We start from the raw sequence: 6515 nt of genomic DNA, 5'->3' as shown, positions 1-6515 counted from the left end.
GTCGGTGTCGTCCACGGCGGGATCGTCGCAGGCCCCGACGTGCGCGGGCGCCGGGTCTGCGGGTGGATGGGGGGCGCACCGCCCGGTGCACCCCGAGAGACCCCAGGAGAGCAGACGTGGCGAACGTGAGCCCGATCGACGTCCAGAAGGCCCTGCACGGCGTGGAATACCCGGCGTCCAAGGACGCGCTGGTGCAGCTGCTGCTGAGCTGGCCCGGCGGCGTGCCCGCCACCGCCGCGCACGCGCCCGGCGAGTACGGCCCCAACGTGGCGCTGCTGCACCGCCTCGGCGCGGGGCCCGTGCCCGTGCCCGGCCCGCACCGCCTGGACCCGGCCGCCTTCGAGCGGGCCCTGGCCCGGCGGCGCCCGGACCTGGTGCACGTGACGTGGCTGGGCAGCCACGTCGGAACGGTCCAGCCGGCCGTGCAGGTCGCCGCGGTGTGCGCGGCCGCCGGCGTGCCCGTCGTGCTGGACGCCGCGCAGGCGTTCGGCCACGTGGACACCGACCTGGGCGCCCTGGGCCCGGGGGCCGACGTCGTCGTCTACGGCACCTCCCGCAAGTGGCTGGCCGGGCCGCGCGGGGTGGGGTTCGTCGCCGCGCGCGGCCCGCTCGCGCGGCGGCTGGGGCCGCTGGAGCAGCCGGAGGCCCACGTCGCCGGGCGCCTCGGGCTGGCCGCGGCCCTGGCCGAGCACCGCGACCTGGGCCCGGAGCGGGTGCGCGCCGGGCTGGCCGCGGTGGGCGCCGGGGTGCGCCACCGCCTCGCCGACGCGCTGGAGGGCTCCTGGGAGGTGGTGGAGGACCTCGACGAGCCCAGCGCCACCGCCACGCTGCGCCCGGTGGCCGGCGAGGTGGACCTGGCGGCGCTGCGGGCGCGGCTGCTGGAGCAGGACGGGGTGCTGACCACGTTCGCGGGCGTCGAGCGCGCCCCCGGGGAGATGCGCGCGCCGGCGCTGCGCGTCAGCGGGCACCTGGACACCGCGGCGCAGGACGTGCAGCGCCTGGTGAGCGCCCTGCGCCGGGCGCCCTGACACGGCGCCGGCACCGCGCACCGCGCCCGCTGGGCGCGCGGGAAGCCCCCGCCGCTGGGAGAGTGTCCGTGATCACCCCGATCACCGACACGAGAACCCGGGAGGTCCGCGATGAAGGGCAAGGTCCTGTTCCTGGTGGCCGGAGCCGCCGGTTACGTGCTCGGCGCCCGCGCCGGGCGCGAGCGCTACGAGCAGATCAGCTCCGTCGCCTCGCGCGCCTGGGGCAACCCGAAGGTGCAGCAGAAGGTGGGCGACCTGGAGGGCAGGGCCGCCGACGTGGCCAAGCAGGCCGGCAGCGCCGCGCAGGAGAAGGTGAGCGCCGCGGCGGGGTCCGTGGCCGGCAGCGTGCGCTCCAAGGTCGGCGGCGGCAGCGCCGACGGCGAGGGCGGCGGCGGGGGCGGCGGGATGGTCTACGACCCCGCCAGCGCCAGCGGCGTGGCGAGCGTGGACGAGCCCCTGGGCGAGCAGCACCACACCCGCATGCCGAACGACTGACGAGCTCGTCCCCGCCGCGGGCGGGTCGGCGCCCTCACGCCGGCCCGCCCCCGCGCAGGACGCCGATCAGCTCCAGCCAGCGGCGGCACGCCCCGGTCCACTGCGCGGTGTGCGGGAGCGCGAGGTCGCCGTGGGCCCCCCACCGCACGCCGTCGGCGAGGCCGACCCCGTGGCGCCCCTCGGGGTACACGTGCAGCTCCACGGGCACCGCGTGCTCGGCCAGCGCCCGCGCCCAGGCCAGGGCGTTGGGCAGGCCGGGACCGTCCTGAGCGGTGGCCCACACGAAGGTCGGCGGCACGTCGCCGTCGACGTGGTGCACCGGGGACAGCTCCCCCGCCAGGTCGAGGCGCTCGCCGAGGAGGGCCTGCACGGCCGCCGGCGGCAGCAGTCCCAGGTCGGCCAGGCCGTAGGACTGGACGTGGAAGGCCGGCCGGGGCGGGGCGCCGCGCGCCGGTTCGACGCTGAGCACCGCGCCGGTGGCGAGCAGGCCGGCGAGCAGCCCGCCGGCGCTGGAGCCCACGACACCGACCCGGTCGGGATCGACCCCGGGCAGCAGCAGGCCGCGCCGCAGCGCGTCGAGCGCGGCCCGCGCCTGCTGCAGCGCCAGGGGGAACGGGTCCGGGCGCAGGCGGTGGCGCAGCACCACCGCACCCAGGCCCAGGCCGTGCAGCCAGCGGGCGTAGCCGGTGCCGTCGTGCTCGGTGTGCTCCCGGAAGCCCCCGCCGGGCAGGACGAGCACGGCGGGCGCGCCGGCGGCGGCGGGGTGCTCCTCGACGTCGAGCTCGACGCCGTCGTGGCGCAGCCGGCGCGCCCGCCCGCCGGGGCTCAACCCACCGGGGCGGCGCTGCCGGGGGCGGGCTCGCCGGCCAGGTCCGCGGCCCACAGGTCCGGGCCGAACACCTCGTACTGCACGTCGCGCGCGGGCACCCCGCGCTCCAGCAGCGCCCCGCGCACCGCGCGCATGAACGGCACCGGCCCGCACAGGTAGTACAGCGCGTCCTCGGGCAGGTCCACGGCGTCCAGGTCCAGCAGCCCGGCGCGCACCCCGGCCACCGAGGGCGCGCCCACCAGCGAGGAGGAACCGGCGCCGTCCTCGAACCACAGGTGCGCGCTCGCGCGCGGCAGGGCGGCGACGTCGGCGAGGACCTGCTCGCGCAGCGCGAAGGAGGCCTCGTCGGCGTCGGCGTGCAGCAGCGTCACCGGCAGGTGCGAGCCGGCGGCGGCCAGGTGCGAGAGCATCCCCGCCATCGGGGTGATGCCGATGCCGGCGCTGGCGAAGACCACCGGGCGCCCGGAGTCGTCCAGGACCACGTCGCCGAAGGGCAGCGACAGCTCCAGCTCGTCGCCCACCTGCACCCGCTCGCACAGCAGGGTGGAGACCTCCCCCTCCGGCTCCGCGCCGCCCGGCCCCTCGACGCCGGGACCGTCCAGGTCCTGCTCGCCGGCGCGCACGCGCTTGACGGAGAACTGCCGGTGCCGGCCGTCGTCGGCGCGCGTGAGGCTGTACTGGCGCGGCTGGCGCACCCCGTCGGGCATCCCCACCCGCACGGAGACGTACTGCCCGGGCAGGGAGGTCTTCACCAGCCGGTCGTCGGTGCGCTCGAGCACGAAGGTGGTCACGTCCCGCGTCTCGGCGCGCTTGTCGACCACGCGCCAGGGCCGCCAGACGGTGTCCGGGCGCACCCCGCGCGCGCTGTACAGGCCGCGCTCGGTGTTGATGAGCGCGTACGCCATCAGCCAGTACACCTCGTCCCAGGCGGCGGCGACCTCGGGCGTGACCGCTTCGCCGAGCACCTCGCCGATCGCGGCGAACAGGTGCTCGTGCACCACGTCGTACTGCGCGGGGCTGACCCCCAGGGAGGCGTGCTTGTGCGCGATGCGCGCCAGGAGCTGCTCGGGCAGCTGCTCGGGGGTGCGCAGCAGGGTGGTGGCGAAGACGGCCACGGAGCCGGCCAGGGCCACCTGCTGGGTGCCGCGGGCCTGGTTGCCGCGGTTGAAGGTGCCGTCGAGCAGCTGCGGGTGCGCGGCGAAGAGGTGCTCGTAGAAGCGGCGCGCGATCTGCTCGACGTTCTGCGCGACGACCGGCAGGGTCGCCTCGATCACGGGGCGGGAACGGTCGGAGAGCATCGGGACGGCTCCTGGGCTGGGGGACGGTGCGCGCCCACCCTGCCAGCGCCGGCGCCGCGGCGACAGGGACCGGGGACGGGCACCGGGGACCGGGCACGGGGACCGCGCGGCGGGGAGCGGCGGCCCCCGGGACGCCGACGGGCGGGCCCCCGCGCGGCGGGGACCCGCCCGTGGGCGGTGCGGGCGGGCGCGTCAGCGGCGCAGGACGCCGCGGGCGATGCGGTTGCCCACGAACTGGCCCACCTGGACGATCACGATGATCGTGGCGACGCTGACGTAGACGACGCCCCAGTCGTAGCGCTGCGAGCCGTAGGTGATGGCGTACTGGCCCAGCCCGCCGCCGCCGACCAGGCCCGCCTGCGCGGTCATGTCGACGATGCCGACGAAGATGAACGTGTAGCCCAGCACCAGCGGCCCCAGGCCCTCCGGCAGCACGACCCCGAAGAGGATCCGCAGCCGGGAGGCGCCGGCGGCCCGGGCGGCCTCCACGACGCCGGGGTCCACGTTCACCAGGCTCTGCTCGACGATGCGCGAGACCGCGAACGCGGCGGCCAGCGAGATCGCGAACGTCACGGCGTTCGTGCCGATCGTGGTGCCGATGGCGGCCACCTGCAGGGGGCCGATCGCGGCCAGGAAGATGACGAACGGGATGGGCCGGACGATGTTGACCAGCACGCCCAGCACGCCGAACACCAGCCGGTTGCTCAGCAGGTTGCCCGGCCGGGTGGCGTACAGGGCGATGCCCAGCGCCAGGCCGAGCAGGCCGGAGGCCACCAGCGAGACCAGTGCCATGAACAGCGTCTGCCAGATCGCGGTCCGGTAGACGTCGACGGTGTCGAGGAAACCCTCCACGTCAGACCTCCTCCTCCACGGCCACGCCCGCCGCGCGCAGCGCGGCCAGGGCGGCGTCCACGGCCCCCCGGGGCCCGGTCGCCTCGTACGTCAGGGAACCCAGGCGCCGCTCGCGCAGCTCCGAGACCCCGCCGTGCACCAGCTCGGTGCGCACCCCGGCGCCGACGAAGGCCTCGTCGACGCGCTTCTGCAGGTCCGGCTCGTCGGTGATCAGCACGGTGAGCAGGCGCCCGGGGTGGCGGTGGCGCAGCCGCTCCAGCACGTCCGGCTCGGGCCGGTCGTGCAGGACGCTGCGCACGAACCGCCGCGCCGGCGCCGTCCTCGGCGCGGAGAACACGTCGTAGACGTCGCCGACCTCCACGACGCGCCCGTTCTCCATGACCGCGACCCGGTCGGCGATCTGCCGCACCGCGTCCATCTCGTGGGTGATGACGACGATCGTCACGCCCAGCTCGCGGTTGACGCGCCGCAGCAGCGACAGGACCTCGGTGGTGGTCTCCGGGTCCAGCGCGCTGGTGGCCTCGTCGGCCAGCAGCAGCGGCGGGTTGGTGGCCAGCGCGCGGGCGATGCCCACGCGCTGCTTCTGCCCGCCGGAGAGCTGCTCGGGGTGGGCGTGGGCGCGCTCGAGCAGCCCGACGAAGTCCAGCAGCTCGGCGACCCGCGCGTCGCGCTGCGCCCGGGGCACGCCGGCCACCTTCAGCGGGTAGGCGACGTTCCCGGCCACGGTGCGCGAGCGGAACAGGTTGAACTGCTGGAAGATCATGCCGATCTTCTGCCGGGCGCGGCGCAGGTCCTTCTCCGGCAGCCGGGTGAGGTCCTGGCCGGCGACGGTGACGGTGCCGGAGGTCGGCGCCTCCAGCGCGTTCATCAGCCGCACCACCGTCGACTTGCCGGCCCCGGAGTACCCGATGACGGCGAGGACCTCGCCCTCGTGCACGTCGAGGCTGACGTCGTCGACGGCGGTGACGGCCGTCCCGCCCTTGCGCTCGTACCGCTTGCTGACGCCCGTCAGGCGGACGATGGGTTCGGCCACGTCAGCCCTGCGCCGCCCGGGCGTCCTGCTCGACGTCGGCGAGGTCCTGCTGCAGCGCGGCGGCGTCGGTGTCGCGCACGACGGCCTGCGGGTAGCTCTTGACGAACTCCGCCTGCACCTCGGGGTCGTGGATCAGGGCGGCCAGGTCCAGGTACGTCCGGTTGCCGGCGTCCTCGGCGCGCGAGACGAAGAGGTTCACGTAGGGCGCCGCGGAGGAGCTGCTGGGGTCGTCCTGGAAGACGATGTCCTCGGGCGACAGGCCCGCGCTGGTGGCGTAGTTGTTGTTCACGACGGCGCCGGCGGCCGAACCGCTCTGCAGGGCGTTGGCGGTCTGCGAGGCGTCCAGCGCGGTGACCTCGACCTTGGCGTCCTGCACGTCGTCGGTGGTGGAGAAGGCGTTGCCGCCGCCCTCCAGGGTGAGCAGGCCGGCGGCCTGCAGCACCAGCAGCGCGCGCGCCTCGTTGATGGCGTCGTTGGGGATGGCGATCGTGGCGCCCGGCGCGAACTGCCCCGGCTCGTCGACGGTGGTGGAGTACAGCGGCAGCGGGTAGACCGCGGTGGCGCCGATGGGCTGCAGGTCGTCGCCGGCCTCGACGTTGTAGTTCGCGAGGTACTGCACGTGCTGGAACTGGTTCAGGTCGACCTCGCCCTGCTTCAGGGCGGGGTTGGGCAGGCTGTAGTCGGAGAAGTTGACCAGCTCCACCTCGACGCCCAGCTCGGACTGCGCCTTGGCGACGTAGGTCTTCCAGTACGGCTCGGCCTGGTCGGTGACGCCGATGCGCACGGTCTGCGCCTCGCCGCCGGCGGCGGTGGTGGCGGTGTCGTCCCCGCTGTTGCGCACGACGAGGGTGACGACGATGGCGACGATCGCGACGATCGCGACGATCGCGACGCCGATGACGATCGGCAGCTTGCTGCGCCGGGGCTTGTCGGGCAGGGCGGGCGGCGTGGTGCTGGACAACGCGGGCTCCTCGTGGGGT

7 protein-coding genes are annotated in these 6515 nt (G+C 75.8%); 2 read left to right on the top strand and 5 right to left on the bottom strand.

Features of this window, described 5'->3' with window-relative positions; all coding sequences use genetic code 11:
- Positions 1 to 116 precede the first annotated feature (116 nt).
- On the top strand, positions 117 to 1028 hold the full coding sequence (locus GTR00_RS11405) for an aminotransferase class V-fold PLP-dependent enzyme (RefSeq protein ID WP_166611744.1): 912 nt from the start codon (positions 117 to 119) through the stop codon (positions 1026 to 1028).
- 111 nt (positions 1029 to 1139) lie between these two features.
- Positions 1140 to 1523 carry a YtxH domain-containing protein gene (locus GTR00_RS11400; RefSeq protein WP_166611743.1) on the top strand — a complete coding sequence of 128 codons (384 nt, stop codon included), beginning with the start codon at positions 1140 to 1142 and terminating at the stop codon, positions 1521 to 1523.
- Between the two features lie 34 nt (positions 1524 to 1557).
- On the opposite strand, the gene GTR00_RS11395 is transcribed toward GTR00_RS11400, so the two are convergent.
- The 5 genes from GTR00_RS11395 to GTR00_RS11375 form a co-directional block, all read right to left on the bottom strand.
- Entirely contained in the window at positions 1558 to 2352 is a 795-nt protein-coding gene (locus GTR00_RS11395; protein WP_166611742.1) for an alpha/beta hydrolase, read from the bottom strand.
- Positions 2349 to 3650 (bottom strand): globin domain-containing protein, encoded by a 1302-nt coding sequence (locus GTR00_RS11390; protein WP_166611741.1) that lies wholly within the window; start codon positions 3648 to 3650, stop codon positions 2349 to 2351. The genes GTR00_RS11395 and GTR00_RS11390 overlap by 4 nt, the downstream gene beginning before the upstream one ends.
- A 192-nt stretch (positions 3651 to 3842) precedes the next feature.
- Positions 3843 to 4442 carry a methionine ABC transporter permease gene (locus tag GTR00_RS11385; protein ID WP_166611745.1) on the bottom strand — a complete coding sequence of 200 codons (600 nt, stop codon included), beginning with the start codon at positions 4440 to 4442 and terminating at the stop codon, positions 3843 to 3845.
- A 61-nt stretch (positions 4443 to 4503) separates the two neighbouring features.
- A complete protein-coding gene (locus tag GTR00_RS11380) occupies positions 4504 to 5535 on the bottom strand; it encodes a methionine ABC transporter ATP-binding protein (RefSeq protein WP_166611740.1) in 1032 nt (343 codons plus the stop codon).
- A 1-nt stretch (position 5536) separates the two neighbouring features.
- On the bottom strand, positions 5537 to 6515 hold a 979-nt coding region (locus GTR00_RS11375), incomplete at its 5' end, for a MetQ/NlpA family ABC transporter substrate-binding protein (RefSeq protein ID WP_323132406.1).

The sequence above is a fragment of the Kineococcus indalonis genome (genome assembly GCF_009906395.1).
Taxonomy (GTDB): Bacteria; Actinomycetota; Actinomycetes; order Actinomycetales; family Kineococcaceae; genus Kineococcus; species Kineococcus indalonis.
Note: the sequence above shows the minus strand (reverse complement) of the source record. Positions and strands in the feature narration are given on the sequence as shown.

What these genes read in the sequence shown, in the direction of transcription:
- GTR00_RS11400 (WP_166611743.1), top strand. Translation starts at nt 1,140, where the DNA reads ATGAAGGGCAAGGTCCTGTTCCTGGTGGCCGGAGCCGCCGGTTACGTG.
- GTR00_RS11390 (WP_166611741.1), bottom strand. Translation starts at nt 3,650, where the DNA reads ATGCTCTCCGACCGTTCCCGCCCCGTGATCGAGGCGACCCTGCCGGTC.
- GTR00_RS11385 (WP_166611745.1), bottom strand. Translation starts at nt 4,442, where the DNA reads ATGGCACTGGTCTCGCTGGTGGCCTCCGGCCTGCTCGGCCTGGCGCTG.